At 43.4% G+C, this 568-nt stretch carries 1 pseudogene; it reads right to left on the reverse strand.

Annotated elements, in window-relative coordinates:
- A pseudogene (locus ELS83_RS21810) lies at positions 1-568 on the reverse strand (hypothetical protein); the annotation flags it as partial.

Below are 568 nucleotides of genomic sequence, written 5' to 3' on the forward strand. Positions count from 1 at the left end.
AATTCCCACTTGCTGATACTGTGATGGTCTGAGTCGTTGCACCATTTGACCATAAATAGGTTGCTCCCGGATTGCCCGCATCCAATGTGATTGTATTTCCAGCACAAATTCCCTGATCTGCACCCAAATCGACTGTTGGGTTAGGATGTACTGTTACGTTTACATCATCAGAAGCAGAACAACCATTTGCATCAGTTACGACAACTGAGTAGTTGCCAGATGTTGAAACTGTGATSGTTTGAGTYRTTGCGCCATTTGACCACAAGTATGTTGATCCTGCATTGCCTGCATCAAGCGTAATTGTGCCGCCTGTGCAAATTTCACGATCTGCGCCTAAATCAACCGTTGGGTTTGGATAAACTGTAATATTGATATCATCACTGGTAAAACATCCATTTGAATTGGTAAYAAGTACAGAATAATTCCCACTTGCTGATACTGTGATGGTCTGAGTCGTTGCACCATTTGACCATAAATAGGTTGCTCCCGGATTGCCCGCATCCAATGTGATTGTATTTCCAGCACAAATTCCCTGATCTGCACCCAAATCGACTGTTGGGTTAGGATG

Source organism: Marinifilum caeruleilacunae (genome assembly GCF_013141825.1).
GTDB classification, from domain to species: Bacteria; Bacteroidota; Bacteroidia; order Bacteroidales; family Marinifilaceae; genus Marinifilum; species Marinifilum caeruleilacunae.